Source organism: Enterobacter roggenkampii, assembly GCF_001729805.1.
In the GTDB taxonomy this organism is placed as follows: Bacteria; Pseudomonadota; Gammaproteobacteria; order Enterobacterales; family Enterobacteriaceae; genus Enterobacter; species Enterobacter roggenkampii.
Map to the genome: position 1 here is coordinate 3,505,128 of NZ_CP017184.1, position 25,892 is coordinate 3,531,019.

The window sequence follows — 25,892 nt, forward strand, 5'->3', positions numbered from 1 at the left end:
TCATCAGATGATGCGGTTGGTCTTGAGATCGCGCAGGAAGCCGCCCCAGCGACGCTCGTAGAACGGCGTAATGTGCTCGGTAATAAAGTGGCTGATGCCCTTCTCACCGTTTTTCACCTGGCAGATATCAATTGGTTCATCGCCCGGTAGCGTGTCGGTCGCCACGCTTCCCGCTGCCTGAACGATCTCGTCGAAATCGCCATCGGCTTCAATACCGATCAACAGCACCGGCTTTTCGTCCGCGCGCTCTTTAATGGAGCAGAGAAACGCGCGCCTGACGGGCTTGAGCGTTTTGAACAGCGTCGTCAGGGAATCAATCATCTGCGCGGGCGGCTCGGCCACTTCAGAGAGCAGCAGCGTTTCGCCCCCTTCCAGCACTTCCTGCGTGCTGAGCGGGTTGCCCTCTTCGCCAATCAGGTGGCTGATTTCACGTGGCGTAAACTCTTTCCCGGTCGGCAGCTTCGCGTTCAGGAACAGCGTCTGGCCGAGCGTCATTTCAAACAGGGTACGCACCGGCATCACCACGAACGCCTGTTCGTCTTCTACCGCTTTCTGCAGCGCTTCCAGCGAGGTGAAGAACGGGATCACCGACGTGCCGTCGTCTTTCTCCCAGTGCAGCAGATCCAGCGCGCTGTCTTCTACGACCTGTTCACCTTCAGCCGCAGCGCCCGGCACCCAGACGGTGGATTCCAGCAGCGTGCGGAAAAAGGCCGGACGGTGGGCGGGCTCGGTCGCCGCCTGCTCCAGCAGGGTTTCTAATTCGTTTTTGGTTTCTGACATAGTTTGGCTACTTCACACTTGCCCGGCGGCGCTACGCTTGCACGGGCCTACGGGTTTTGTAGGCCGGGTAAGCGTAGCGCCACCCGGCAAAAAAGATTACTCAGCCGTCAGCAGGTTCGCCACGGTACGCACGCCCAGACCGGTCGCGCCTGCGGACCACTGCTCAACCGCCGCTTTACGGTACGTCGCGGAGCAGTCGATGTGCAGCCAGCCCTCGTGGTAGTTCTCAACGAAGTGAGACAGGAAGCCTGCCGCCGTGCTTGCCCCCGCCGGGTACGCCGCGCTCGCAGTGTTGTTCAGCTCGGCAAAGTTAGACGGCAGCTGGCTGCGGTGGAACTCGGCCAGCGGCAGGCGCCAGAACGGCTCGTTCTCTGCGGCAGCGCTCGCCAGCAGGCGTGCGGCCAGCTTGTCGTCAAAGCTGAACAGCGCGTGGTAGTCGTTACCCAGCGCGGTTTTCGCCGCACCGGTCAGAGTCGCCATGTCGATGATCAGCTCAGGCTTCTGGGCAGATGCGTCGATCAGGCCATCGGCCAGCACCAGACGGCCTTCGGCGTCAGTGTTCATCACCTCAACGTTTTTGCCGTTACGGTAGCGAATGATGTCACCCAGCTTGAAGGCGTTACCGCTGACCATGTTGTCCGCGCAGCACAGGTACAGCTTCACGCGCTTTTTCAGACCGCGGGTGATGGCAAAGGCCAGCGCGCCGGTGATGGTGGCCGCGCCGCCCATGTCGGACTTCATGGAGTCCATGAACGCGCTCTGCTTCAGGCTGTAGCCGCCGGTGTCGAAGGTGATGCCTTTACCTACCAGGCAGGCAAAGACAGGGGCGTCTTTATCGCCGGTTGGGTTGTAGTCCAGCGCCAGCAGCACCGGAGGACGCTCGGAGCCGCGGCCCACGGTGTGGATACCCATGTAGTTCTGCTCGCGCAGGTCTTCACCCTTGGTGATGCGGTAGGACATCTTGTCGCCCGCCACGCCGCACAGGAGATCAACGGCGCGCTGCGCCAGCTGCTCAGGGCCTAACTCTTCCGCCGGGGCGTTGATGGTGTCGCGTACCCAGTCGATGATTTTCAGGCGGCTTTCCAGCTCTTTCTGACCGGCTTCGTCAAGGTTGGCCCACTCAATTTTACGGGTGCCTTTCGGCCCTTTGTAGCCTGCCCAGAACGCCCAGCTGCGGTCGGTGTCCCACCCTTCGCCTTCCAGCGAGACATGCTTAATGCCCAGACCGTCAATTTTACGCGCGGCGCGCTGGATCAGGCCCAAATCATCATTGCCCGTCAGGTGCAGGGTAATACCGTCGTTATTAATGCTGTAGGTGGCTTTCTCGCCCCAGCGCGCGTCGGCAGGCTGATTCGAGAGCGTAATCTTCATCGCTTCGGTCATTTTATTTTTCCTTATTAGCAACTAGCAAACGGGCCGCCTGAAGGCAGCCCGCTTTGTTATTTATTCTGCTTCATCTAACCAGACTAACAGAATCGCCTCCAGAATTTTTTCATTGGATGCGTTTGGATCGTCGTCGAAATCCTCTAAATCGCAGATCCACTGATGCATATCGGTGAATCGTACGGTCTTCGGATCGAGATCCGGGTTCGCGTCGTAGAGCGCTTCGCCGATTTCACGGCTGTCTGTCCACTTCAGTCCCATATTAATGCTCGCGTGCGTGGTTGATGGTGTAGCGTGGGAACTCCACGACCAGATCTTCATCGGTCACCGCAGCCTGGCAGCTTAAGCGGCTGTCTGGCTCCAGACCCCATGCTTTATCCAGCATGTCGTCTTCGTCTTCGGTGCTCTCGGCGAGAGAGTCAAAACCTTCACGCACGATGCAGTGGCAGGTGGTGCAGGCACAGGATTTTTCACAGGCGTGTTCCACTTCGATACCTGCACGCAGGGCAACATCGAGAATGGTTTCACCGGTCTTCGCTTCCAGAACAGCGCCATCCGGACAGAGGTCCGCATGAGGCAAAATTACAATCTTTGGCATATTAAACCTCGTCCACGGACTGGCCTTTCAGCGCGACGCGGACAGATTTGTCCATGCGGCGAGCAGCGAAGTCCTGGGTTTGTTTATCAACGTTTTTAATGGCTTCTTCTATTGCGTCAGCGTCATTACCTTCGGCCACGGCGCTTAAGCGCGCGGCGGCTTCATCAATCACCTGGCGCTCAGCGGCGCTTAACAGCGCGGCATCGGCAGCGAGCGCGCCGTTCAGGCTCTCCAGCACGCGGGCGGCTTCAACTTTTTGTTCAGCCAGCATACGCGCCTTCACATCCTGCTCGGCGTAGCTCATTGAGTCCTGAATCATGGAGGCGATTTCGCCATCGGTCAGGCCGTAGGACGGCTTCACCTGAATGGACGATTCCACGCCGGTGGATTTTTCCATCGCCGTGACGCTCAGCAGGCCGTCCGCGTCCACCTGGAAGGTGACGCGAATATGCGCCCCGCCCGCCGGCAGCGCCGGGATGCCTCGCAGCGCAAAGCGCGCCAGAGAGCGGCAGTCCTGCACCAGCTCGCGTTCGCCCTGCATCACGTGGATGGACATCGCGGTCTGGCCGTCTTTAAAGGTGGTGAACTCCTGCGCGCGCGCCACCGGAATGGTGGTGTTACGCGGGATCACTTTCTCCACCAGGCCGCCCATGGTTTCTAAACCCAGCGACAGCGGGATGACGTCCAGCAGCAGCATTTCGCTGTCCGGCTTGTTGCCAACCAGAATATCGGCCTGGATCGCGGCGCCCACGGCAACCACTTTGTCCGGGTCGATGGAGGTCAGCGGCGTGCGGCCAAAGAATTCGCCCACGCGCTCGCGCACCAGCGGCACGCGGGTCGAACCGCCCACCATGACCACTTCCAGCACCTCGTTCGCCTCAACGCCGGCATCTTTCAATGCGCGACGGCAGGCCAGTAAGGTGCGTTTCACCAGCGGGGCAATCAGTTCGTTAAACTGGTCGCGGGTGATGTCACCCTGCCAGCCCGCAACATTGACGGTAACCGTCTGCGCATCGCTCAGGGCGATTTTGGCGTCGATGGCCGCATCCAGCAGTTCACGCTGTATGCGCGCATCGCTGCGATCGCTGATGCCCGCCTGCTCGCGGATGTAGTCCGCCAGCAGATGGTCGAAGTCATCGCCGCCCAGCGCGGAATCCCCGCCGGTCGCCAGCACTTCAAATACCCCGCGGCTCAGGCGCAGGATAGAGATATCAAACGTCCCGCCGCCGAGATCGTAAACCGCGATCACCCCTTCCTGACCGGAATCGAGGCCGTAGGCAATCGCCGCCGCCGTCGGTTCGTTCAGCAGACGCAGCACGTGCAGGCCCGCCAGACGCGCGGCGTCTTTGGTGCCCTGACGCTGTGCATCATCAAAGTAGGCAGGAACGGTGATCACCACGCCGTCCAGATCGCCGCCGAGCGTGGCCGTAGCACGCTCCGCCAGCGCTTTGAGGATGTCAGCAGAAACACGAATCGGGTTCAGCAGACCGGCCGCGGTCGCAATCATCGGCAGGCCGTTTTCACTGGCCTGCAGCTGATACGGCAGATGCGGGTAGCGGGTCTGAATATCGGCCAGCGAGCGGCCCATCATGCGCTTGACGGAGCTGATGGTGTTTGCCGGATCGCGCGCGGCGTTAGCGCGGGCGTCATAGCCGACCGCGTGACCCTGCTGCTGGTAGTGGACCACGGAAGGCAGCAGATGGCGGCCCTGCTCGTCAGCCAGCGTTTCCGCCTGGCCGCTGCGCACGGTCGCCACGAGGGAATTGGTGGTACCCAGATCAATACCCACCGCCAGACGACGCTGGTGCGGTGCGGCACTTAAGCCAGGCTCACTAATTTGTAATAAGGCCATAATTGCTTCCGAAATTAAAAATCGAGCAGCTTTTCTTCGAGTTGTTCAGCACTGCTTCGCAGTTTATCGAGAAAACGGAGTTTGCGCACAGTGTCTGCCGCCACGTCCCAGGTCTCGTTGTTCAGTTGCTCCACCATCTGCTGATGGCGGGTATCGAACATGCCCTTCACGCGCGTGATGAAGCTTTCCAGACGCGCTTCGTCTTTGGCCTGTTCAATCTCATCCAGCTCTTCGCGCAGCTCCAGCTGCTCCATCAGAAACGCCGTGTCGCGCACGGTGTGCTGTTCGCTCGCCAGATCAAAACCGTGGAGCGAGAGCAGATACTCAGCGCGCGCCAGCGGATGGCGCAACGTCTGCCAGGCCTGGTTGATCGTCGCGGATTGCGACACCGCAGCCAGCTGCTCTGCCTGAGTACCGCTCGCGAATTTGTCCGGATGGTACTGACGCTGCAGATCCTGAAAACGGATCGTCAGCGCCTGAAGATCGATCGGGTATTGAGCGGGTAGTCCGAAGAGAGTGAAGTAATCCATAACAATCTCAGGGGTAGCCTGTTAGAACAAACCCCACACGTAGCGGGTAACGCCACGGTGGGGTTTCGGATGACGCGCGGTTAAACGTGGAAGCTTTCGCCGCAACCACACTCGTCTTTGACGTTCGGGTTCGTAAATTTGAACCCTTCGTTCAGGCCTTCTTTGACGAAGTCCAGCTGAGTGCCGTTGAGGAATTGCAGGCTTTTGCCATCGACCACCACCTTCACGCCCTTGTCTTCAAACACGATGTCGTCAGACGCCGGCTCGTCAACAAACTCCAGTACGTAAGCCATACCAGAACAGCCGGAGGTACGTACGCCCAGTCGCAGGCCAAAGCCTTTACCACGGTTCGCCAGAAAAGAGCTTACTCGCGCGGCAGCGCTGTCGCTAAGGGTAATCGACATACTCAAACCTCAATTATTTTGCTTCACGTTTGCTTTTGTAATCCGCAATGGCGGCTTTGATCGCGTCTTCTGCCAGAATTGAGCAGTGAATTTTCACCGGTGGCAGTTCGAGTTCTTCAGCAATATCCGTGTTCTTGATTGCCTGTGCTTCGTCCAGAGACTTGCCCTTCACCCATTCGGTGACGAGGGAGCTGGACGCGATAGCAGAACCGCAGCCGTAGGTCTTGAAGCGCGCGTCTTCAATGATACCTTCATTGTTGACTTTAATCTGCAACTTCATCACGTCGCCACACGCTGGCGCACCGACCATGCCGCTACCAACAGATTCGTCGCTGTTGTCAAAAGAGCCAACGTTGCGCGGGTTTTCGTAATGATCGATGACTTTTTCGCTGTATGCCATGATTGAATTCTCCTTATGTACCGATTAGTGATGTGACCATTCAATGCTGTTCAGATCCACGCCCTGCTTGAACATTTCCCACAGTGGAGAAAGGTCGCGCAGACGGCCAATGGAGTTGCGAACCAGCTTGATGGTGTAGTCAATCTCTTCTTCGGTAGTGAAACGACCTAAAGAGAAACGGATAGAGCTGTGTGCCAGCTCGTCAGTCATACCCAGCGCGCGCAGCACATAGGATGGCTCAAGGCTTGCAGACGTACAGGCAGAACCGGAAGAAACCGCCAGGTCTTTCAGCGCCATGATCAACGACTCGCCTTCAACATAGTTGAAGCTGACGTTGAGGATGTTCGGTGCGCCCTGCTCGAGATCGCCGTTCAGATACACTTCTTCCATATCTTTCACGCCGTCCCACAGACGGTTACGCAGCGTGCGCAGGCGTGCCATCTCGGTTTCCATCTCTTCTTTTGCAATGCGGTAGGCTTCGCCCATGCCCACGATCTGGTGAACAGGCAGCGTACCGGAACGCATGCCGCGCTCGTGACCACCGCCGTGCATCTGTGCTTCGATGCGGATACGCGGTTTACGACGAACGTACAGCGCGCCGATGCCTTTCGGGCCATAGATTTTGTGGCCGGAGAAGGACATCAGGTCAACTTTCAGCTGGCTCAGGTCGATAGGCAGTTTGCCCACGCTCTGGGTCGCGTCCACGTGGTAGATGATACCGCGCGCGCGGCACATTTCGCCGATGGTCGCGATGTCTTGTACCACGCCGATTTCGTTGTTGACGTGCATGATGGAGACCAGAATGGTGTCATCACGCATGGCCGCTTCGAGCTCTTTCAGATCGATAATGCCGTTGCTCTGTGGCGCCAGATAGGTGACTTCGTACCCTTCACGCTCCAGCTGGCGGCAGGTGTCCAGCACGGCTTTGTGTTCGGTTTTGCTGGTGATAATGTGCTTGCCTTTTTTCTGATAAAAGTTGGCTGCACCTTTGATCGCCAGGTTGTCGGATTCGGTCGCACCGGAGGTGAAAACAATCTCACGCGGGTCGGCACCCACCAGGTCAGCAATCTGATTACGGGCGATATCAACCGCCTCTTCAGCATGCCAGCCAAAACGGTGTGAACGGGAAGCTGGGTTACCAAAGTTTCCGTCCAGGGTCAGACACTGCATCATTTTCTCGGCAACACGCGGGTCCACCGGCGTGGTTGCGGAGTAATCGAGATAAATCGGTAATTTCATTGCTCTTTAAACTCCGTACATCGCTTCAATGCAAGGAATCAGGCAACCGGCTGGATGTACGACCGAGTACACGGGGCGAGTCTACGCCCCGGCCTGATTCTGAAATACTTATCGTTTTATTACGCGCGTAATTTGACGTCGATAGCGTCCTGCGCGCGGGTGCTGCGTTGGGAATCATGGCTGTGCTGACGGCCCGAAACATCCAGAACTTCCTGGTTATTCACCAGCTCCCCGAGGGTGATGTTGTTCAGGAAGCCGGTCAGACGGTCGCTCAGATCGCGCCACAGCGCGTGGGTCAGGCATTTATCGCCGCCCTGGCAGCCGCCTTTACCCTGGCAACGGGTCGCGTCAACGGATTCGTCAACGGCGCTGATCACTTCGCCAACTGCAATACTGCCCGCGTCTTTACCCAGCAGATAACCGCCGCCTGGGCCACGAACGCTGGAAACCAGTCCATTTTTACGCAGTCTGGAGAACAGCTGTTCCAGATAAGAGAGGGAGATCCCTTGTCGTTCAGAAATATCAGCCAACGGAACCGGGCCCGCTTCGGAGTTGAGCGCAACGTCCAGCATCGCGGTCACGGCATAACGCCCTTTAGATGTCAGTCTCATGTCTTACTTAACCTCAAACTCGCCCCTGCCCGGGGTTTTTTATTGTAAAATGGGGTATTGCATAGCAGGGCCAAGTCTGACATTCCTGACTAAAATGGTCAACTATTTACTTGACTGTTTTAGTCAGGTATTTAACCTTCTGTGCCGTTTTTTGTCGGGTGGCGCTTCGCGTACCCGACCTGCGGTTTTGTAGGCCGGATAAGCGAAGCGCCACCCGGCGAACAGACGACACTACTCTTTATTTTTCTGCTCAATCGACGCCAGGATCCCGCGCAGGATGTTCAGCTCCTGGCTTTCCGGACGCGCGCGGGTGAACAGACGGCGCAGCTTGTTCATCACCTGACCCGGGTGGCCTTCGCGGATAAAGCCGGTCGAGAGCAGCGTCTGCTCCAGGTGACCGTAGAAACGCTCAAGGTCGTCCACCAGCGGGTAAGCCGTCTCTTCTTTAGGCTCAACCTCTTTTTCCTGCGTTGCCAGCCACGCCATACGCACTTCATAGGCGATAACCTGCACCGCCATCGCCAGGTTCAGCGAGCTGTACTCCGGGTTTGCCGCAATTGCCACGTGATAATGACACTTCTGCAGCTCGTCGTTGGTCAGGCCAACGCGCTCGCGGCCGAACACCAGCGCAACCGGTGCTTGTTCAGCCTCAGAGACACTTTTCAGGCCGCATTCACGCGGATCGAGCATTGGCCACGGCAGCGTGCGCGAACGCGCGCTGGTACCGACAACGAGGCTGCAGCCGGCCAGCGCTTCGTCAAGGGTATCGACGATCTGGGCGTTGCCGATCACGTCGCTGGCTCCGGCCGCCAGGGCGATGGCCTGCGAGTCTGGCTTCACCAGCGGGTTAACCAGCCACAGGTTCGTTAAGCCCATGGTTTTCATAGCGCGGGCAACGGAGCCCATGTTGCCGGTGTGCGATGTTTCGACCAGCACGATTCGAATGTTTTGCAGCATAATTTTTAATGTCTGGATTCAGTGTCTGAAGAATATTCGGGCATATTATCATAAACGGGAGACATAATCCGATCCCGCTGCTATACTCTGCGCCGATTTTCCTGTTCTTTAACATCCAGTGAGAGAGACCGATGCATCCGATGCTGACCATCGCCGTGCGCGCAGCGCGCAAGGCGGGTAATGTAATTGCCAAACACTACGAAACGCCAGACTCCGTAGAAACCAGCCAGAAAGGCAGCAATGATTTCGTGACGAACGTCGATAAAGCCGCAGAAGCGATTATTATCGAAACGATCCGCAAATCTTACCCACAGCACACCATCATCACCGAAGAAAGCGGTGAACATGAAGGTACCGATCAGGATGTTCAATGGGTTATTGATCCACTGGATGGCACCACCAACTTCGTCAAACGCCTGCCACACTTCTCTGTGTCTATCGCCGTACGCATTAAAGGCCGTACTGAAGTCGCCGTTGTGTACGATCCAATGCGTAACGAACTGTTCACCGCGACCCGCGGTCAGGGCGCACAGCTGAACGGCTACCGTCTGCGCTGCAGCAACGCACGCGATCTGGACGGCACCATCCTGGCGACCGGTTTCCCGTTCAAGGCGAAACAGCACGCGACCACCTATATGAATATCCTCGGCAAACTGTTCACCGAATGCGCGGACTTCCGTCGCACCGGTTCTGCTGCGCTGGATCTGGCCTACGTTGCCACCGGCCGCGTTGACGGTTACTTCGAACTCTCACTGAAGCCATGGGATTTTGCAGCGGGCGAACTGATCGCGCGTGAAGCAGGCGCCATTGTGTGTGACTTCACCGGCGGCCATAACTATATGTCTACCGGCAACATCGTTGCGGGTAACCCACGCGTTGTTAAAGCCATGCTGGCCAACATGCGTGATGAACTGAGCGATGCGCTGAAGCGTTAATCCAGTTTGTTAAGCCCGGTGGCGCTACGCTTACCGGGCCTACAAAATCCCTCAGCACGCTAGAAAGGCCGCAATCCCCTTCCCACCGGCACCGCGCTCATCCACATCGTCACCGCTGCCACCAGCAGAATCACTCCCCCCGCCAGCGCAAGCGTTGTCCACCCTATCTGTCGCCACAGCACCGGCGTTTTACTGCCGCTGAGTTTGACCGCCAGCTGACGGAAGCTGTGAACCAGCAGCGCTAAAGACGAAATGGTGAGAGAGGTTCCTGCCGCCATCGCCAGCGCCGAGAGCATTCCCCAGCCAAAGACACCTATTATCTTACTGAACAGCAGCACCATAATGGCACCCGAGCACGGGCGCATCCCCATCGAGAGAATAATCATCAGCCGGGCGCGCCAGTCGTCGCCGTTCTGTAATTGTTCCTGCGTGGGCAGATGCTGATGACCGCAGCCGCAGTGTTCATCATGAACGTGGTGCGGCGTAAAGGATTTGAACGTGGGCTTTTTCAGCAGCGCGCGCAGTTTTTTCAGCGCCCGCCAGCAGAGGATCAGCCCCAGCACGCCCACCAGCGCATAGCTGCCCTTCTCCAGCCAGAAGCTGCTCATGTGCAGCTGGCGCGCCGGAAGCTGTAACAGCGAAAGGACCACCACCACCAGCCCGATAGCCACGCCCCCCTGCAGCAGCGAAGAGGCCAGCGTCAGGCCGATGCTCGATTTAAGCTTCGACGGATGGGTGGCAAGCCAGGTGGTGATAACGATTTTGCCGTGCCCCGGCCCCAGCGCGTGCAGAACGCCATAGACAAAACTGAACGCCAGCAGCGAGCCGCCCGCTTTGGCCGGGTTCTCGGCCACCGCCTTTAGCAGTCCGCTCATCTGCTGGTTGACCTCACGCTGCCAGATAATGCTTTTCATCATCACCTGCGGCCAGGCCTGCCACAGCCACAGCGCCCCGCAAACCGCGAACAGCAAAAAGAGCGCCAGCGGCCAGAGGTGTAGCCAGCGGCGAGACTTCCGAACTGGAGAGGAGATCACTGACATTGTAACGTCACCTCCTGCGCGAACTGTTTACCCAGCTCCATGTCCTCAGGCGGGGCATCTGCTTTATCCAGCGAGATCGCAAAGTTCAGCGTCTCTTCGCTGGGTTTCGGGGTGTGTACGCCAATTTTGCAGCTTTTTTGCAGCGCGTCCGGCAGCCGTACGTCGCTGTCTTTGTCATAGCGCATGTCGACATAGTAAGTGGGGTCAAAAGTGGAAAAGCGGTACGTTTGCCCGGCCAGCGGTTGAGGATGCGCCAGCGGAAGCACGAACGTCAGCACCGCCTGATGCCCGTCACGCGTCATCCCGTATTCCGTTGGACGGTTCTGAAATTTGACCTTTTGTCCGTTATGCCAGAACTCGGTGAAGTAGTGCTGGCCGAGCACGTTGGCCATTACTTCCGCTGCCAGCTTTTTCCAGATTTCGTCACCGGGCTTCGCGTTTCCCGCGTCATAGAGCAGGTCAGCCGAGGTGATTTCATCCATCGTCCAGCGCATTTTCAGGCCGCTCAGCTGCGTGCCGTCGGTGACCAGCTCGGTCTGGAGGCCAATAAAACTGTGAGGGTGGGCGCTGGCGGTGAAGGTGATAACCGCCAAAAATAACGCCATCGCACTTTGTTTAACTGTTTGCATCAATTCCTCACGTCAAAAATTCTGTGATGTTCCCCTGCAATCCTGAGTGAAAGGCCTGCCGGCGCGCTTTTCAGCGCTCATCCTTTAGCTATTCTTATCAAACATTCACACTGGATACCCGACAGATGATGACGACGCTTGAAATTCCATCTGTGCTTTCCAGTTCGCAGCGCCGCTGCCAGGTGCTTTTGATGCTTTACCTGCCCGATGCTGCCGTCACCGCACAGAGCATAATCGCTGCCAACGGCGTGGACGACGCGATGGCACGGCAAGATATAGCCGAGACGCGCGATGAAATCCAGCGCTATCACCGGCTGGATATCGTCACGCACCACGACGGCTGCTACCGGATTGAAGGCACAGCCCTGAATCAGCGTTTATGCCTGCTGCACTGGCTGCGCCGGGCGCTGCGGCTTTGTCCGCAGTTTGTCTCGCACCAGTTTACCCCCGCATTAAAAACCGCGCTTAAACAACTCGGCATCGCGCGCCCGCTTTACGACGATGCGAACCTGCGGGCGCTGATCGGCTTCTGCTCACGCAAGCTGCAGCGCCAGTTTGAATGCCGCGATGTGCAGTTTTTACAGCTCTATCTGCAATATTGTCTTATTCAGCACCAGCTCGGGAATACGCCGCAGTTTTCGCATGCCCAGCGCAGCTGGACCCAGTCGCGGGGAGAGTATTTTACGGCGCAGGAGATTGTCCGCCACTGGAAGCGGCGCGTGCCACAGGGCGCGCACGTGGATGAACAGCTTTTTCTGGCGCTGCTGTTTATGATGCTCCGCACGCCCGATCCGGTGCTCGATAAGCACCAGCAGGATCAGCGTCTACGCCGGGCCATCGTGCGCATGGTGGCCCGTTTTCGCTCGCAGACCGGAATGAACTTCAGCGATGAGCAGGGACTGACCGATCAGCTGTATATCCATCTGGCTCAGGCGCTGGACCGTTCGCTGTTTGAGATCGGCATCGACAACAGCCTGCCGGAGGAAATCCACCGCCTTTATCCCCGACTGTTACGTACCACGAAAGAGGCCCTGTTTGAGCTGGAGGCGGAATTCGGGCTGCGTTTTTCCGACGAAGAGATGAGTCTGGTAGCGGTAATTTTCGGTGCCTGGCTGATGCAGGAGACCGATCTGCATGAAAAACAGGTGATCCTGCTGACGGGAGACGATAAAGCCAGCGAGGAACAGATCGAACAACAGCTTCGCGAGCTGACGCTGCTGCCGCTCAACATTCGCTACCTGACGCTGCAGGCCTTTCAGAAAGAGGGGGCGCCGCGCGAAGCCGCGCTGGTTATCACCCCCTACCCTACGGCCCTGCCGCTGTTCTCGCCGCCGCTGATCCATGCCGTTGAGACACTGAACGCGCAGCAGCAAGAACATATTCGCGCCATGCTGGAATCATAGCGACGCGCGGGCGGCCACTTTAGGTCGAACAACAATGGCGGGCAAGGCAACGAGCGCCATCACCCAGAAGACGCCGTGCCCCAGATGCTGATAGAGGAACCCCGCAAACACTGTCATGATCGCGATACTGCCCCCCATTGCCACTGCCGAATAGACGGCCTGCAGGCGAATCACGTCCCCGCCCTCGCGCGCTGCGATATAGCGCATGGCCGCCAGATGGCACACGGTAAAGGTGCCGCAGTGAAGAATTTGCGCCACAATCAGCCACGGCAGATCGGTCGTCCAGCCCATAATCCCCCAGCGCGCCACGCCGCACACGGCGGAAAGCAGCAGCAGGTCACGCGCGCCAAAGCGGCGGAACAGTTTTTTGCTCAGGGCAAAGATAATGACTTCGGCCACCACGCCCAGCGACCACAGATAGCCCACGGCGGAAGCGGAATATCCCGCCCCCTGCCAGTAGATGGCGCTGAAACCATAGTACGCCGCATGTGCCCCCTGAAGGAGGCACACGCACGCCAGAAAACGCCAGCTCTGTGCGACCAGGCTCTGCCATGCGGGCCAGCCCGCGCTCTCCTGATGGCGGCTTTCCCCTTGCGGCATCACCGACGGTCGCAGAAGCATGCCCAGCAGCATCGAGGCAATACCGATACTCAGCAGGGCAAGAATGGCGCGGTAATCGTAGAGGCTGACCAGTTTCCCCACCAGCGCCGAGCCAATCACAAAGGCGATAGAACCCCACAGGCGCACGCGACCGTAGTCCATGGTGATCTGCTTTTGCCAGGTGTTCGCCAGGGCATCCGTCAGCGGCACCAGCGGTGAGAAGAACAGGTTAAAGCCAACCATCACCACCATCAGCCAGGCAAACTGATGGCTGACCCAGAAGCAGGCCACAAAGACCAGGGTCAGCAGAGCCAGAATGCGTACGGCCTTGATCAGTAAGGAGGGATCGCTGACGCGCGGGGCGATCAGCAGGCTGCCGAGGAAACGTGCCACCAGCCCGGCCCCCAGCAGGACACCGATGGTCTCAGGCGTCAGGCCGATACCCTTAAGCCAGACGCTCCAGAAAGGCAGAAAAATGCCGTAGCTAAAGAAATAGGTGAAATAACTGAGCGCCAGCCAGCGCGTGGAATGCAAGACCATGAATCCCTCCCGAAATCGAGGCCATAGTCTGGCGAGAATATAAAAATTAAGCAAGTAGATAGCCTGCTATAAATTAACGAAAAATTAACATCTTGTGCAGTCGTCTGGCTTATGGCAGGGAATGAAAATGTGTATTACGTTTAAATTACTCCACTTGCAGAGGTATTTCTGCCATGAACTCACTACGTTATCTCGATTTTGGTCAGTCGCGTCATCTGCTGCTGCTCATTGGCCGCATCGCGCTTGTCGTGCTGTTTATTATCTTTGGTTACCCGAAACTGACGGGGTTTAGCGGTACCGTACAGTATATGACCTCGCTGGGTACGCCGATGCCCATGCTGGCGGCCATTATTGCGGTGGTGATGGAAGTGCCTGCTGCGATCCTGATCGTGCTGGGCTTTTTCACCCGTCCTCTCGCGGTACTGTTTGTGTTCTACACCCTCGGAACGGCGGTGATTGGGCATCACTACTGGGATATGACCGGTGATGCAGTCGTACCGAATATGATTAACTTCTACAAAAACGTCAGTATTGCTGGCGCCTTTATTTTGCTGGCGATTGTCGGACCTGGCGCCATCTCCCTGGACCGGCGTTAAGCCATAAAAAAAGGCCGCATGCGCGGCCTTTTTTATTTCTGCAAAGCAGAGGAATTATGCATATACCGGGAAGCGTGCGCAGATATCCAGAACTTTACCTTTGACGCGCTCGATAACCGCTTCGTCATTGATGTTGTCCAGAACGTCACACATCCAGCCAGCCAGCTCTTTCACTTCCGCTTCTTTGAAGCCGCGGCGGGTCACGGCCGGAGAACCGATACGGATACCGGAGGTCACGAACGGGCTCTTCGGATCGTTTGGCACGCTGTTTTTGTTCACGGTGATGTTGGCGCGGCCCAGGGCAGCGTCAGCTTCTTTACCGGTCAGGTTCTTATCAACCAGATCCAGCAGGAACAGGTGGTTTTCAGTCCCGCCGGATACCACTTTGTAGCCACGGTTCAGGAACACTTCCACCATCGCTTTGGCGTTCTTAGCAACCTGCTGCTGGTAAACCTTGAACTCTGGCTCCATCGCTTCTTTCAGCGCGACCGCTTTTGCCGCGATAACGTGCATCAGCGGGCCGCCCTGCGCGCTTGGGAACACCGCGGAGTTCAGTTTTTTGTACAGCTCTTCGTCACCGCCTTTCGCCAGGATCAGGCCACCGCGTGGACCCGCCAGAGTTTTGTGGGTGGTGGTGGTCACAACGTGCGCATGCGGAACCGGGTTCGGGTAAACGCCTGCGGCAATCAGACCGGCAACGTGCGCCATGTCGACGAACAGGTACGCGCCGATGCTGTCTGCGATTTCGCGCATTTTTGCCCAGTCAACGATACCGGAGTAAGCAGAGAAGCCACCGATGATCATCTTCGGTTTGTGCTCTTTAGCCTGCTTCGCCATGTCTTCGTAGTCAATTTTACCGGACTCATCAATACCGTAAGGGATGATGTTGTACAGTTTGCCGGAGAAGTTAACCGGGGAGCCGTGAGTCAGGTGGCCGCCCTGCGCCAGGTTCATACCCAGAACGGTATCGCCCGGCTGCAGCAGCGCGGTGTAGACCGCGAAGTTAGCCTGGGAGCCAGAGTGCGGCTGGACGTTTGCATAGTCAGCGCCAAAAAGTTCTTTCGCACGATCGATAGCCAGCTGCTCAACGATATCAACGTACTCGCAACCGCCGTAATAGCGTTTGCCCGGGTAACCTTCAGCGTATTTGTTGGTCAGCTGAGAACCCTGCGCCTGCATCACGCGCGGGCTGGTGTAGTTTTCGGAGGCGATCAGTTCGATGTGCTCTTCCTGACGTACTTTTTCCTGCTCCATAGCCTGCCACAGTTCGGCATCATAATCGGCAATGTTCATTTCACGCTTTAACATCCGCATCTCCTGACTCAGCTAACAAGTAAATTTTGGCCTGAAAAGGCAGTCCTGTTGGACGACGGGCAACAGTATAACTGATTAGTTCTGTGATAACAGGTCTTGACAAACGATTTTACGCAAACGTTTTCCTACCCGCCACGCAAGGGTTTGAGGAATAAAGCGCTCGCCCTTTCCAGCGGATTTCTTTTCAGGTTTGTGATGCATATTTTTCATCTTGCAAAGAACCATTTACAACGCAGGGGTATTTTTTATAAGATGCATTTAAAATACATCATTAAAGTAACATCAGAAGGACGCGCTCATGCTCGACGCTCAAACCATCGCTACCGTAAAAGCCACTATTCCCCTGCTGGTGGAAACCGGCCCTAAACTCACCGCCCATTTCTACGACCGCATGTTCACGCACAACCCGGAGCTCAAAGAGATTTTCAACATGAGCAACCAGCGTAACGGCGATCAGCGTGAAGCGCTGTTCAACGCCATCGCGGCTTACGCCAGCAATATTGAAAACCTGGCTGCGCTGCTGCCCGCGGTGGAAAAAATCGCGCAGAAACATACCAGCTTCCAGATCCAACCCGAGCAGTACAACATCGTCGGCACTCACCTGCTGGCGACGCTGGACGAAATGTTCAGCCCGGGTCAGGAGGTGCTGGACGCGTGGGGTAAAGCCTACGGGGTGCTGGCAAACGTGTTTATCAACCGTGAAGCACAGATTTACAGCGAAAACGCCAGCAAGAACGGCGGCTGGGAAGGTACCCGCGCATTCCGCATCGTTGAGAAAACGCCGCGCAGCGCGTTAATCACCAGCTTCGAGTTTGAGCCGGTGGACGGTAAACCGGTGGCCGATTACCAGCCAGGGCAGTATCTGGGCGTGTGGCTGAAGCCTGAAGGTTTCCCGCATCAGGAGATCCGCCAGTATTCTCTTACCCGCAAGCCAAACGGTAAAGGCTACCGCATTGCGGTGAAGCGTGAGGACGGCGGTCAGGTTTCCAGCTGGCTGCACAACGAAGCGAACGTGGGCGACGTGGTCCATCTGGCCGCGCCAGCGGGCGACTTCTTTATGGCCGTTGAAGCCCATACGCCGGTCACGCTGATCTCTGCGGGCGTCGGCCAGACGCCGATGCTGGCCATGCTTGATACGCTGGCAAAATCACACCACGGTGCACAGGTTAACTGGTTCCATGCCGCCGAAAACGGCGACGTGCACGCCTTTGCGGATGAGGTGAAAACGCTCGGGGCCTCCCTGCCGCGTTTCACCGCGCATACCTGGTATCGCCTGCCGACGGATGCAGACCGCGCAGCTGCCCGCTTTGACAGCGAAGGTCTGATGAATTTAAGCCAGATGGAAGGGGCGTTTAGCGCGCCGGACATGCAGTTCTACGTCTGCGGGCCGGTGGCGTTTATGCAGTATGCCGCGCAGCAGCTGGTGGGGCTGGGCGTGAACAAAGACAGCATTCATTACGAGTGCTTCGGCCCGCATAAGGTGCTGTAATCGCCCGGCGGCGCTTCGCTTGCGCGGGCCTACGAAGAGTTTTGTAGGCCGGGTAAGCGCAGCGCCACCCGGCAAGAACGTTAAATCGCGGCGTCGTCTTCTTCGCCGGTACGGATACGGATCACGCGCGCCACGTCAAAGACGAAGATTTTACCATCGCCAATCTTGCCGGTCTGCGCCGTGCGGATAATGGTGTCCACACAGGTATCGACGATATCGTCGCTGACCACGATTTCAATTTTCACTTTCGGCAGAAAGTCGACCATGTACTCTGCGCCACGGTAAAGCTCGGTGTGACCTTTCTGACGACCAAAACCTTTCACTTCCGTCACGGTCATCCCGGTGATGCCGACTTCCGCCAGCGCTTCACGCACATCATCCAGTTTGAAAGGTTTAATAATCGCATCAATCTTTTTCATGGTAGGTCCTTAAACTCTTGCCTGTAAGCTGCCTCGTAATCGATTGCTCACAGTACCATATTCAGGCAAATTTTGCGGTACTACTCTTTAAAATCGTTTGCTTCGAGCTCGTGGCGCGAGAGCAGCTTGTAAAACTCGGTGCGGTTGCGCCCGGCCATCCGCGCCGCGTGGGTCACGTTGCCTTTGGTGATCTGCAATAGCTTGCGCAGATAGTTCAGCTCGAACTGGTTACGCGCTTCGGCAAACGTCGGCAAGGCCGTGTTTTCCCCTTCCAGCGCCTGCTCCACCAGCGCGTCGCTGATGACCGGTGAGGAGGTCAGCGCCACGCACTGCTCAATCACGTTGACCAGCTGACGGACGTTACCCGGCCAGCTTGCGGCCATCAGCCGCTTCATCGCATCGGTGGAAAACGCGCGCACGAACGGTTTATGGCGATCGGCCGCCTGGCGCAAAAGATGGTTCGCCAGCAGCGGGATGTCTTCCGCACGTTCGGCCAGCGCCGGGATCTTCAGGTTGACCACGTTCAGGCGGTAGTAGAGATCTTCGCGGAACTCGTTGCGGGCCATCACTTTTGGCAGATCGCGGTGGGTAGCGGAGATAATTCGCACGTTAATATCGATATCGCGGTTGCTGCCCAGCGGGCGCACTTTGCGCTCCTGCAGCACGCGCAGCAGCTTGACCTGCAGCGGCGCGGGCATGTCGCCAATCTCGTCCAGGAACAGCGTGCCGCCTTCCGCCGCCTGGAACAACCCTTCACGGCTGCTTACCGCACCGGTGAATGCGCCGCGGGCATGACCAAACAGTTCGGATTCAAGCAGCTGCTCCGGGAGCGCGCCGCAGTTAATCGCAATAAAGGCGTTCTTGCTGCGCGGGCTGGCGTTATGAATTGCCTGCGCGAGGATCTCTTTCCCGGTTCCGCTCTGGCCGTTGATGAGCACGCTGACGTCCGACTGCGCCACCATCCTCGCCTGTTCCAGCAGACGCAGCATCACGGGGCTGCGCGTGACGATAGATTCCCGCCAGGCTTCATCCCCCGCCGGAGCGGCATGTTCCAGCGCGCTGTCGATAGCCTTATACAGTGCATCTTTGTCCACCGGCTTGGTCAGGAAGCTGAACACCCCCTGCTGCGTCGCGGCAACCGCATCCGGGATCGACCCGTGCGCGGTCAGGATAATCACGGGCATACCCGGCTGCTGCTTCTGGATCTCCGCGAACAGCTGCAGGCCGTCCATTTCATCCATCCGCAGGTCGCTTATCACCAGATCGATTTTCTCGCGGCTGAGAATTTTCAGCCCCTCCAGCCCGCTTTCCGCGGTCACGACGCTATAGCCCTCACTCACCAGACGCATCCCCAGCAGCTTTAACAGCCCGGGATCGTCATCCACCAGTAAGAGATGGGCTGGTTTACGGCTCGTCATGCTTCACATCCTCTTGTTTCGGCGTATCGCTGTCCGGCGCAGCGGATGAACTCCCCGGCTGATATTTACGCGACGAGAGCTGTCTTTCGATATCGGTCAGGTTCTCCAGCTTGCGCGTCGTGGTATCCAGCTGGGTACGTAAATGTTGCTGCTGTTGACGCAGCGTATCCAGCTCGCTGTCGGTTGACTGTTGCAGCTTGCTGTAGCGGGAGCGCTCTTCAGAAAGCTGAAGCTGTAGCGTCTGCCCCTCGCGCCAGAGCTGGTATACCGGGCGGATCTGTACCGGAAGATTGACGACAAAGGTGTCCAGCCGGGTCACGTTGGCGCGGCGTTCGACGGGGGTGATTTTCGCATCTGCGAGTAAAATCCCACGCTTGAAGGCGTCCTGCCAGGTGTCATCATCCAGCATCGCCGCTTTCGCGCGGGCGTCGACCGGCGCCAGACGCTGGGCGCAATCTATCCCGCGCAGCCAGAACAGCGGGTTAGTTTCGACGTCATGGCCTGAGAGGTTCCAGATGTCGTCACAGCGGGTTGAGAGGAAATCAGCCAGCTGGTTATCGGGCCATTTATCTTCTTGTTTATCGCTAATCGCACTTTGTGGCACATGGGAAACACACCCTGCCAGAAATAAACAGGGCAGGCTCAGGCGAAGCGTGCTGCGGGAAAACACCGCGCGTACGGCGCGGGAAAAGACGTGTGACATACTCACCAGACATAGATTCATTTTATTGATTTTTCCGGCTCAGGGGCAGTTCAATACGGAAGCAAACATCCGAACGTTCGTCCGTGGCGATGTTAAGCTCACCCTGCATGCGTCGTATGCAGTCCCGGGCGATGCTTAAGCCCAGACCACTGCCTTTCACCGCACCTTTCCGCTGATGACTCCCCTGGAAAAAGGGCTCGAAGATCATGGTTTTTTCGTCATCGGGGATCGGGGTGCCGGTGTTAGCGACGTCTATAAACACCCGGGAACCCTTCGTATAGCTTCGGATATAAATGTTACCGGATTCAGTACCATAGTGCACCGCATTGGAATAAAGATTATCCAGCACGCTCATTAACAGCATGGGTTCAGCGAGACAGGTCGGCGCATTCAGCTCTACACCGGTATGCATCATTTTAGCTCTTGCTGGCAGGCTATGGGCGGAGATCACCATATCCACCAGCGGTTCAATGTCGACGTTTTCCAGTACGACCGCTCCGTCAGCCAGCTTGCGGTTGTAATCCAGCAGCTGCTCAATCAGCTTCTGCAGATTGCGGCTGCTGTTATCCAGGATCTCGACAATTTCTTTCTGTTCGGGCGTAAGCGGCCCAGCCACTTCGTCCGCCAGCAGCTCCGTCCCTTCGCGCATGCTGGCCAGCGGCGTTTTAAGCTCATGGGAGATATGGCGCAGGAACTGATGACGCTGTGATTCAAGCCACGCCAGGCGCTCGGACAGCCAGATGATACGCTGACCGACGGAACGCAACTCGCGGGGACCTTTAAAAGCGACCGTATCCCCGAGCGATTTCCCCTCCCCCAGGCGATTGATCATCCGCTGGATACCCTTCACCGGGCCGATGATCATGCGGGTAAAGAGCAGCACCAGCCCGAGGCTCACGAGGAACAGCACCAGCGCCTGCCAGCCGAAGAACTGGCCGCGCTCGGCAATCTCCTGCTGAAGCTGCTGGCCGCGAGAGAAAATTACCGTGCGGGTTGACTGCACCATCTCGGTATTGGCGTTGGCGAAGGCTTCCAGGCGCGCGGCGGCGGCAGCATCGGGTCCACTGTTGTGGCACTGCAGCTGCGCAAGATCGTTCAGATCCTGACGTAACGCCTGATACAGCTTGTCGTCAGGCAATACGCCGGCGTGGGCGTCCAGCATTTCGCTGTAGCGCTTGCGCTGACTCTGGTACACCTTTTCCAGCGTGCGATCGTCAAGCACGCAGTACTGACGATAGCTACGCTCCATCTCAAGCGCGGCGTTGGTCATGGCTTCACTGCGTCTTGCGTCAATAAGCGTCGTGCGGTTCGTCAGTGCCGCCTGGGCGCTCAACGCGTTCAGGCTTTGCCAGGCCTGCCAGGCAAGGATCAGCAACGGCAGCAGGATCAGCAGGAAGGCCATCATCACGAGCTGTCGCAGGGAACGGGGAAAAACGGGCCAGCGTTTCAACGCATTACTCTCTTAATGGGGATATACGCAGAGCGTAACTGAGTCTGCCCTTCAGATACAACAAAGCCGGGTAAAAACCCGGCTTTGTCATGGAATGAGGCGGTGCCTAACTCGACGTTTCGCCCTGGCCTGATAAAGCATCGCTATGATCAGTAGTTGGACGGCAGGCACCTTTTTGTGCGTCATTCGAAGTTTATGTAGCACGTCCCGAAGGGGCTGACATAAGAAGGTGAATGAGCCACTGGTTAATATTATGCAACACCCATGCCAAAATGCAAAACAAAATATTAACACATTGAAATATATGATTTTTAGTCGCTTAACCCGTTCATTATCGGTTGAATGATTTCCAGGCTAAGTGTCGCTGTTCAGCAACACCTTAACGGGAACCTTTTCTACAGTATATAAATCAATAGGTTAAATGTCTCCTTTTGGAGACACCCAAACCAGAGGGTTGTCGCGATTTTGCGACAGAGACAAAAAAGCCCGGTGGCGCTCGCGCCTACCGGGCCTACAGTCAGGATGCTGAAACTTAACCCAGCTGTTTACGGGCGTTGCGGAAGATGCGCATCCACGGGCTGTCCTCGCCCCAGTTTTCCGGGTGCCAGGAGTTGCTCACGGTACGGAACACACGTTCCGGATGCGGCATCATGATGGTTGCACGACCGCTTTCGCTGGTTACCGCGGTAATACCGTTCACCGAACCGTTCGGGTTAGCCGGATAGGTTTCTGTCACCTTGCCGAAGTTATCGACAAAGCGCAGCGCCACCAGACCTTTGCTCTCCAGCTGAGCCAGATGCGCAGCATCACGCACCTCTACCTGACCTTCACCGTGGGAAACGGCGATTGGCATCTGTGAACCGACCATACCCTGCAGCAGCAGAGACGGGCTCTGGGTCACTTCCACCAGGCTGAAGCGCGCTTCGAAGCGGTCAGACTGGTTACGCACAAAGCGCGGCCAGGCTTCGCTGCCGGGGATCAGCTCGCGCAGGTTAGACATCATCTGGCAGCCGTTACACACGCCCAGCGCCAGCGTCTGCGGACGGTGGAAGAAGGTTTCGAACTCGTCGCGTACGCGGCTGTTGAACAGAATGGACTTCGCCCAGCCCTCGCCCGCGCCCAGCACGTCGCCGTAGGAGAAGCCGCCGCACGCCACCAGCGCCTGGAAATCTTCCAGACCGGTACGTCCGGCCAGCAGATCGCTCATGTGGACGTCGATAGCGTCAAAGCCCGCGCGGTGGAAGGCAGCCGCCATCTCAACGTGGGAGTTAACGCCCTGCTCGCGCAGCACGGCCACTTTCGGACGCGCACCGGTCGCAATGTACGGCGCAGCGATGTCTTCGTTGATGTCGAAGGAGAGCTTCACGTTCAGGCCAGGATCCTGGTCATTGGCCTTCGCGTTGTGCTCCTGATCGGCACATTCCGGGTTATCACGCAGGCGCTGCATCTGCCAGGTGGTTTCCGCCCACCACATGCGCAGCGTGGTGCGGCTTTCGCTGAACACGGCGTGACCGTCAGCTTCAATGACGAAGCGGTCGCCCTGAACGGCTTTACCCAGATAGTGCACGCAGTCAGCCAGGCCATGCTGCGCCAGAATCGCTTCAACCGCATCGCGATCCGCCGCACGCACCTGAATCACGGCGCCCAGCTCTTCGTTAAACAGCGCAGCCAGACGGTCTTCGCCAAGCGTCGCAATGTTCGCTTCCACGCCGCAGTGGCCGGTGAAGGCCATCTCTGCCAGGGTCACCAGCAGGCCGCCGTCGGAACGGTCGTGGTAGGCCAGCAGCTTACGCTGCGCCACCAGCGCCTGAATCGCGTCGTAGAAGCCTTTCAGCTGCGCCACGTCGCGCACGTCGGCTGGCTTATCGCCGAGCTGACGGTAAACCTGCGCCAGCGCGGTGGCGCCCAGCGCGTTGTGGCCTTTACCCAGGTCAATCAGCAGCAGGGCGTTATCTTCGGTCACCAGCTGCGGCGTAACGGTGTGACGCACGTCTTCCACGCGGGCAAACGCGGTGATCACCAGCGACAGCGGAGAGGTCATCTCGCGCTGCTCGTTGCCTTCCTGCCAGCGGGTTTTCATCGACATGGAGTCTTTGCCCACCGGAATGGTCAGGCCGAGGGCAGGACACAGCTCCTCACCCACCGCCTTCACGGCTTCATACAGGCCCGCGTCTTCGCCTGGGTGACCGGCAGCGGCCATCCAGTTTGCGGAGAGCTTAATACGTTTGATATCGCCAATCTGCGTCGCGGCGATGTTGGTCAGCGCTTCACCGACGGCCAGACGGGCAGAGGCCGCGAAGTCCAGCAGCGCGACCGGGGTGCGTTCACCCAGCGCCATCGCTTCGCCGTAGTAGCTGTCGAGGCTCGCGGTGGTCACGGCGCAGTTCGCCACCGGGATCTGCCACGGGCCGACCATCTGGTCACGGGATACCATACCGGTCACGGTACGGTCGCCGATGGTCACCAGGAAGGTTTTCTCCGCCACAGCTGGCAGGTGCAGCACGCGATTAACGGCTTCAGCTACGGTAATGCCCTGGCGATCCAGCGCTTTGCCCGCCGCTTTACGGGTCTGCACGTCGCGGGTCATCTTCGGCGTTTTACCGAGCAGGACGTCGAGCGGCAGATCGATCGGCTGGTTGTCGAAATGGGTGTCGCTCAGAGTCAGGTGCTGCTCTTCGGTCGCTTCACCGATGACGGCATACGGCGCGCGCTCGCGGCGGCACAGCTCGTCAAACAGCGGCAGCTGATCCGCCGCAACGGCCAGCACGTAGCGCTCCTGGGATTCGTTACACCAGATTTCCAGCGGGCTCATGCCAGGCTCATCGCTCAGGATGTCGCGCAGGTTGAAACGGCCACCGCGGCCGCCGTCGCTCACCAGCTCCGGCATGGCGTTGGACAGACCGCCCGCGCCGACATCATGGATGAAGAGGATCGGGTTAGCATCGCCCAGCTGCCAGCAGCGGTCGATCACTTCCTGACAGCGACGCTCCATCTCCGGGTTGTCACGCTGCACGGACGCGAAGTCGAGATCCGCATCAGACTGGCCGGAGGCCATAGACGAGGCCGCACCGCCGCCCAGACCGATGTTCATTGCCGGGCCGCCGAGCACGATCAGCTTCGCGCCGACGACGATCTCGCCTTTCTGCACGTGATCGGCACGGATGTTGCCGATCCCGCCCGCCAGCATGATCGGTTTGTGGTAGCCGCGCAGCTCTTCGCCGTTGTGGCTGTCCACTTTCTCTTCATAGGTACGGAAGTAACCGTTCAGCGCCGGACGACCAAATTCGTTGTTAAACGCCGCGCCGCCCAGCGGGCCTTCGGTCATGATATCCAGCGCGGTCACGATGCGCTCCGGCTTGCCGAAATCTTCTTCCCACGGCTGTTCAAAGCCCGGGATACGCAAGTTGGAGACGGAGAAACCGACCAGACCCGCTTTTGGTTTTGCACCACGACCGGTCGCCCCTTCGTCACGGATTTCACCGCCGGAGCCGGTCGCCGCACCCGGCCACGGGGAGATCGCGGTCGGGTGGTTGTGGGTTTCAACCTTCATCAGGATATGCGCGGGCTCCTGATGGAAGTCATAGCGCCCTGCTTCGCGATCGGCGAAGAAGCGGCCCACCTCAGAACCTTCCATCACCGCGGCGTTGTCTTTATAGGCAGACAGCACGTGGTCAGGGGTTTGCTCCATGGTATTTTTGATCATTTTGAACAGCGACTTTGGCTGCTGTTCGCCGTCAATAATCCAGTCGGCATTGAAAATCTTGTGGCGGCAGTGCTCCGAGTTCGCCTGCGCGAACATGTAGAGTTCAATGTCGTTCGGGTTACGGTTGAGCTTAACGAACGCATCCTGCAGGTAGTCGATTTCGTCTTCTGCCAGCGCCAGGCCAAGACGCAGGTTGGCGTCAATCAGCGCCTGACGGCCCTGCCCCAGCAGGTCCACGCTCTGTACCGGCGCAGGCTGATGGTGGGAGAAAAGCTTCTGCGCGTCATCAAGAGAGGCAAATACGCTCTCCATCATGCGGTCGTGCAGTTCAGCCGCAACCGCCTCCCACTGCGCGTCGCTCAGGGTAGAGGCTTCCACGTAGTACGCTACGCCGCGCTCCAGACGGTTAATCTGGCTCAGGCCACAGTTGTGGGCGATGTCGGTGGCTTTGGAAGACCAGGGGGAGATGGTGCCCGGACGCGGCGTCGCAAGGATCAGTTTGCCGGTTGGCGTATGGCTGCTGAGGCTTGGGCCATACTTGAGCAGGCGTTCCAGCTGTACGCGCTCCTCTGCATTCAGGGGGGCATTCAGGTCAGCAAAATGGACATACTCAGCGTAAATATTGCTTACCGGAAGGTCGGCCGCCTGAAAACGTGCCAGCAGTTTGGTAATACGGAAGGCAGACAGTGCAGGCGAACCACGCAGAATTTCCATCATAAGTCTCTCGTCTTCGAAGCGCCGGGGCGCTTACAGTGTGCGCAAGGGGGGAAAACGGGCGTCATTATAGAGAATCCTGAGCGCCGACGAAACCGTTTGCGTCGAAATAAAATTGGCAAAGAGATTTAACAATAGATGTGACCTGTCTCTCTAATTGGTTGCCAAGTGGCGCAAGTTTACGC

At 57.9% G+C, this 25,892-nt stretch carries 24 protein-coding genes; 4 read left to right on the top strand and 20 right to left on the bottom strand.

The window, feature by feature from the left end; genetic code table 11:
* Positions 1 to 3: 3 nt before the first annotated feature.
* The 11 genes from sseB to trmJ form a co-directional block, all read right to left on the bottom strand.
* Positions 4 to 780, bottom strand: a complete 777-nt coding sequence (gene sseB, locus BFV67_RS16405) for an enhanced serine sensitivity protein SseB (RefSeq protein ID WP_069598677.1) — start codon at positions 778 to 780, stop codon at positions 4 to 6.
* A gap of 96 nt (positions 781 to 876) precedes the next feature.
* Complete coding sequence (pepB, locus tag BFV67_RS16410) at positions 877 to 2,163, bottom strand: aminopeptidase PepB (RefSeq protein ID WP_021241865.1); 1,287 nt, start codon at positions 2,161 to 2,163, stop codon at positions 877 to 879.
* A gap of 60 nt (positions 2,164 to 2,223) precedes the next feature.
* Positions 2,224 to 2,424 carry a Fe-S cluster assembly protein IscX gene (gene iscX / locus BFV67_RS16415; protein WP_003860650.1) on the bottom strand — a complete coding sequence of 67 codons (201 nt, stop codon included), beginning with the start codon at positions 2,422 to 2,424 and terminating at the stop codon, positions 2,224 to 2,226.
* A 1-nt stretch (position 2,425) separates the two neighbouring features.
* Complete coding sequence (gene fdx, locus BFV67_RS16420; protein ID WP_003860652.1) at positions 2,426 to 2,761, bottom strand: ISC system 2Fe-2S type ferredoxin; 336 nt, start codon at positions 2,759 to 2,761, stop codon at positions 2,426 to 2,428.
* Position 2,762: 1 nt separating this feature from the next.
* Positions 2,763 to 4,613 (bottom strand): Fe-S protein assembly chaperone HscA, encoded by a 1,851-nt coding sequence (gene hscA, locus BFV67_RS16425; protein WP_069598678.1) that lies wholly within the window; start codon positions 4,611 to 4,613, stop codon positions 2,763 to 2,765.
* Positions 4,614 to 4,627: 14 nt separating this feature from the next.
* Positions 4,628 to 5,143 carry a co-chaperone HscB gene (gene hscB / locus BFV67_RS16430; RefSeq protein WP_008502155.1) on the bottom strand — a complete coding sequence of 172 codons (516 nt, stop codon included), beginning with the start codon at positions 5,141 to 5,143 and terminating at the stop codon, positions 4,628 to 4,630.
* Positions 5,144 to 5,223: 80 nt separating this feature from the next.
* A complete protein-coding gene (gene iscA / locus BFV67_RS16435; RefSeq protein WP_008502156.1) occupies positions 5,224 to 5,547 on the bottom strand; it encodes an iron-sulfur cluster assembly protein IscA in 324 nt (107 codons plus the stop codon).
* A gap of 13 nt (positions 5,548 to 5,560) precedes the next feature.
* Positions 5,561 to 5,947 (bottom strand): Fe-S cluster assembly scaffold IscU, encoded by a 387-nt coding sequence (gene iscU, locus BFV67_RS16440; protein ID WP_003860661.1) that lies wholly within the window; start codon positions 5,945 to 5,947, stop codon positions 5,561 to 5,563.
* Positions 5,948 to 5,971: 24 nt separating this feature from the next.
* The gene (iscS, locus tag BFV67_RS16445; protein WP_008502157.1) at positions 5,972 to 7,186 is read right to left on the bottom strand and encodes a cysteine desulfurase; all 1,215 of its coding nucleotides are present in this window, start codon (positions 7,184 to 7,186) and stop codon (positions 5,972 to 5,974) included.
* Between the two features lie 119 nt (positions 7,187 to 7,305).
* A complete protein-coding gene (iscR, locus tag BFV67_RS16450; RefSeq protein WP_008502158.1) occupies positions 7,306 to 7,797 on the bottom strand; it encodes a Fe-S cluster assembly transcriptional regulator IscR in 492 nt (163 codons plus the stop codon).
* A 231-nt stretch (positions 7,798 to 8,028) separates the two neighbouring features.
* Positions 8,029 to 8,754: a tRNA (cytosine(32)/uridine(32)-2'-O)-methyltransferase TrmJ gene (trmJ, locus tag BFV67_RS16455; protein WP_008502159.1), complete on the bottom strand. Its 726-nt coding sequence runs from the start codon at positions 8,752 to 8,754 to the stop codon at positions 8,029 to 8,031.
* 131 nt (positions 8,755 to 8,885) lie between these two features.
* Here trmJ and suhB point away from each other — a divergent pair, with 131 nt between their 5' ends.
* Complete coding sequence (gene suhB / locus BFV67_RS16460) at positions 8,886 to 9,689, top strand: inositol-1-monophosphatase (protein WP_003860668.1); 804 nt, start codon at positions 8,886 to 8,888, stop codon at positions 9,687 to 9,689.
* A gap of 59 nt (positions 9,690 to 9,748) precedes the next feature.
* On the opposite strand, the gene BFV67_RS16465 is transcribed toward suhB, so the two are convergent.
* Both BFV67_RS16465 and BFV67_RS16470 read right to left on the bottom strand, forming a co-directional pair.
* The gene (locus BFV67_RS16465) at positions 9,749 to 10,729 is read right to left on the bottom strand and encodes a nickel/cobalt transporter (RefSeq protein WP_069598679.1); all 981 of its coding nucleotides are present in this window, start codon (positions 10,727 to 10,729) and stop codon (positions 9,749 to 9,751) included.
* The gene (locus BFV67_RS16470) at positions 10,720 to 11,358 is read right to left on the bottom strand and encodes a DUF1007 family protein (protein WP_021241868.1); all 639 of its coding nucleotides are present in this window, start codon (positions 11,356 to 11,358) and stop codon (positions 10,720 to 10,722) included. Before BFV67_RS16470 ends, BFV67_RS16465 begins: the two co-directional genes overlap by 10 nt.
* Before the next feature lie 125 nt (positions 11,359 to 11,483).
* Between BFV67_RS16470 and csiE the strand changes: the two genes are divergently transcribed.
* Complete coding sequence (gene csiE / locus BFV67_RS16475) at positions 11,484 to 12,761, top strand: stationary phase inducible protein CsiE (RefSeq protein WP_008502162.1); 1,278 nt, start codon at positions 11,484 to 11,486, stop codon at positions 12,759 to 12,761.
* Here the strand turns inward: csiE and BFV67_RS16480 are convergent.
* Positions 12,756 to 13,901 (bottom strand): 3-phenylpropionate MFS transporter, encoded by a 1,146-nt coding sequence (locus BFV67_RS16480; RefSeq protein WP_039266861.1) that lies wholly within the window; start codon positions 13,899 to 13,901, stop codon positions 12,756 to 12,758. The two genes, csiE and BFV67_RS16480, sit on opposite strands and share 6 nt — an antisense overlap.
* A 173-nt stretch (positions 13,902 to 14,074) precedes the next feature.
* On the opposite strand from BFV67_RS16480, the gene BFV67_RS16485 reads away from it, so the two are divergent.
* A complete protein-coding gene (locus BFV67_RS16485) occupies positions 14,075 to 14,497 on the top strand; it encodes a DoxX family protein (protein ID WP_008502164.1) in 423 nt (140 codons plus the stop codon).
* 54 nt (positions 14,498 to 14,551) lie between these two features.
* Here the strand turns inward: BFV67_RS16485 and glyA are convergent, their stop codons facing one another.
* Entirely contained in the window at positions 14,552 to 15,805 is a 1,254-nt protein-coding gene (gene glyA, locus BFV67_RS16490; RefSeq protein WP_008502165.1) for a serine hydroxymethyltransferase, read from the bottom strand.
* A gap of 304 nt (positions 15,806 to 16,109) precedes the next feature.
* Here glyA and hmpA point away from each other — a divergent pair, with 304 nt between their 5' ends.
* Positions 16,110 to 17,300, top strand: a complete 1,191-nt coding sequence (hmpA, locus tag BFV67_RS16495; protein ID WP_069598680.1) for an NO-inducible flavohemoprotein — start codon at positions 16,110 to 16,112, stop codon at positions 17,298 to 17,300.
* A gap of 80 nt (positions 17,301 to 17,380) precedes the next feature.
* On the opposite strand, the gene glnB is transcribed toward hmpA, so the two are convergent.
* The 5 genes from glnB to purL form a co-directional block, all read right to left on the bottom strand.
* Complete coding sequence (gene glnB / locus BFV67_RS16500; protein WP_003860685.1) at positions 17,381 to 17,719, bottom strand: nitrogen regulatory protein P-II; 339 nt, start codon at positions 17,717 to 17,719, stop codon at positions 17,381 to 17,383.
* A gap of 80 nt (positions 17,720 to 17,799) precedes the next feature.
* Positions 17,800 to 19,137 carry a two-component system response regulator GlrR gene (glrR, locus tag BFV67_RS16505; protein WP_021241871.1) on the bottom strand — a complete coding sequence of 446 codons (1,338 nt, stop codon included), beginning with the start codon at positions 19,135 to 19,137 and terminating at the stop codon, positions 17,800 to 17,802.
* Positions 19,124 to 19,861, bottom strand: a complete 738-nt coding sequence (gene qseG, locus BFV67_RS16510; protein WP_032675345.1) for a two-component system QseEF-associated lipoprotein QseG — start codon at positions 19,859 to 19,861, stop codon at positions 19,124 to 19,126. The genes glrR and qseG overlap by 14 nt, the downstream gene beginning before the upstream one ends.
* A 1-nt stretch (position 19,862) precedes the next feature.
* Positions 19,863 to 21,290 carry a two component system sensor histidine kinase QseE/GlrK gene (gene qseE / locus BFV67_RS16515; RefSeq protein ID WP_021241873.1) on the bottom strand — a complete coding sequence of 476 codons (1,428 nt, stop codon included), beginning with the start codon at positions 21,288 to 21,290 and terminating at the stop codon, positions 19,863 to 19,865.
* A gap of 532 nt (positions 21,291 to 21,822) precedes the next feature.
* Complete coding sequence (gene purL, locus BFV67_RS16520; RefSeq protein WP_023344698.1) at positions 21,823 to 25,710, bottom strand: phosphoribosylformylglycinamidine synthase; 3,888 nt, start codon at positions 25,708 to 25,710, stop codon at positions 21,823 to 21,825.
* Positions 25,711 to 25,892: the final 182 nt, after the last annotated feature.

Excerpts from the sequence above, each read along its gene's own strand:
- sseB (WP_069598677.1), bottom strand. The coding sequence starts at position 780 with ATGTCAGAAACCAAAAACGAATTAGAAACCCTGCTGGAGCAGGCGGCG.
- pepB (WP_021241865.1), bottom strand. The coding sequence starts at position 2,163 with ATGACCGAAGCGATGAAGATTACGCTCTCGAATCAGCCTGCCGACGCG.
- iscX (WP_003860650.1), bottom strand. The coding sequence starts at position 2,424 with ATGGGACTGAAGTGGACAGACAGCCGTGAAATCGGCGAAGCGCTCTAC.
- fdx (WP_003860652.1), bottom strand. The coding sequence starts at position 2,761 with ATGCCAAAGATTGTAATTTTGCCTCATGCGGACCTCTGTCCGGATGGC.
- hscA (WP_069598678.1), bottom strand. The coding sequence starts at position 4,613 with ATGGCCTTATTACAAATTAGTGAGCCTGGCTTAAGTGCCGCACCGCAC.
- hscB (WP_008502155.1), bottom strand. The coding sequence starts at position 5,143 with ATGGATTACTTCACTCTCTTCGGACTACCCGCTCAATACCCGATCGAT.
- iscA (WP_008502156.1), bottom strand. The coding sequence starts at position 5,547 with ATGTCGATTACCCTTAGCGACAGCGCTGCCGCGCGAGTAAGCTCTTTT.
- iscU (WP_003860661.1), bottom strand. The coding sequence starts at position 5,947 with ATGGCATACAGCGAAAAAGTCATCGATCATTACGAAAACCCGCGCAAC.
- iscS (WP_008502157.1), bottom strand. The coding sequence starts at position 7,186 with ATGAAATTACCGATTTATCTCGATTACTCCGCAACCACGCCGGTGGAC.
- iscR (WP_008502158.1), bottom strand. The coding sequence starts at position 7,797 with ATGAGACTGACATCTAAAGGGCGTTATGCCGTGACCGCGATGCTGGAC.
- trmJ (WP_008502159.1), bottom strand. The coding sequence starts at position 8,754 with ATGCTGCAAAACATTCGAATCGTGCTGGTCGAAACATCGCACACCGGC.
- suhB (WP_003860668.1), top strand. The coding sequence starts at position 8,886 with ATGCATCCGATGCTGACCATCGCCGTGCGCGCAGCGCGCAAGGCGGGT.
- BFV67_RS16465 (WP_069598679.1), bottom strand. The coding sequence starts at position 10,729 with ATGTCAGTGATCTCCTCTCCAGTTCGGAAGTCTCGCCGCTGGCTACAC.
- BFV67_RS16470 (WP_021241868.1), bottom strand. The coding sequence starts at position 11,358 with ATGCAAACAGTTAAACAAAGTGCGATGGCGTTATTTTTGGCGGTTATC.
- csiE (WP_008502162.1), top strand. The coding sequence starts at position 11,484 with ATGATGACGACGCTTGAAATTCCATCTGTGCTTTCCAGTTCGCAGCGC.
- BFV67_RS16480 (WP_039266861.1), bottom strand. The coding sequence starts at position 13,901 with ATGGTCTTGCATTCCACGCGCTGGCTGGCGCTCAGTTATTTCACCTAT.
- BFV67_RS16485 (WP_008502164.1), top strand. The coding sequence starts at position 14,075 with ATGAACTCACTACGTTATCTCGATTTTGGTCAGTCGCGTCATCTGCTG.
- glyA (WP_008502165.1), bottom strand. The coding sequence starts at position 15,805 with ATGTTAAAGCGTGAAATGAACATTGCCGATTATGATGCCGAACTGTGG.
- hmpA (WP_069598680.1), top strand. The coding sequence starts at position 16,110 with ATGCTCGACGCTCAAACCATCGCTACCGTAAAAGCCACTATTCCCCTG.
- glnB (WP_003860685.1), bottom strand. The coding sequence starts at position 17,719 with ATGAAAAAGATTGATGCGATTATTAAACCTTTCAAACTGGATGATGTG.
- glrR (WP_021241871.1), bottom strand. The coding sequence starts at position 19,137 with ATGACGAGCCGTAAACCAGCCCATCTCTTACTGGTGGATGACGATCCC.
- qseG (WP_032675345.1), bottom strand. The coding sequence starts at position 19,861 with ATGAATCTATGTCTGGTGAGTATGTCACACGTCTTTTCCCGCGCCGTA.
- purL (WP_023344698.1), bottom strand. The coding sequence starts at position 25,710 with ATGATGGAAATTCTGCGTGGTTCGCCTGCACTGTCTGCCTTCCGTATT.